Annotated in this window: 1 pseudogene; it reads left to right on the top strand. The window is 64.9% G+C overall.

Going from position 1 to position 490, the window contains the following annotated elements:
• Positions 1-490: pseudogene (locus U5A58_RS40500) on the top strand (hypothetical protein); the annotation flags it as partial.

Below are 490 nucleotides of genomic sequence, written 5' to 3'. Positions count from 1 at the left end.
GGCTCGCAGCTGTACGCGACGAACACGAACGTGTCGAATCTCGCGGGCAACGTGACGACCATTCAGGGCAACGTCTCGACGCTCTCGGGCGACGTGACGACCATCAACGGCCAGATCACGAACATGCAGGGTCAGCTGGCTGACGCGGTGCTGTACGACTCGTCGGCACACAGCTCGGTGACGCTGGGCGGCACGGGTGCGACCTCGGCAGTGGCGCTGCATAACGTGGCAAACGGCGCGCTGAGCGCGTCGAGCCTCGATGCGGTGAATGGCTCGCAGCTGTACGCGACGAACACGAACGTGTCGAACCTCGCGGGCGATGTGACGACCATCCAGGGCAACATCTCGACGCTCTCGGGCGACGTGACGACCATCAATGGCCAGATCACGAACATGCAGGGTCAGCTGGCTGACGCGGTGCTGTACGACTCGTCGGCGCATAGCTCGGTGACGCTGGGTGGCACGGGCGCAACCTCGGCAGTGGCGCTGC

Source organism: Paraburkholderia sp. J7 (genome assembly GCF_905220155.1).
In the GTDB taxonomy this organism is placed as follows: Bacteria; Pseudomonadota; Gammaproteobacteria; order Burkholderiales; family Burkholderiaceae; genus Paraburkholderia.
Note: the sequence above shows the minus strand (reverse complement) of the source record. Positions and strands in the feature narration are given on the sequence as shown.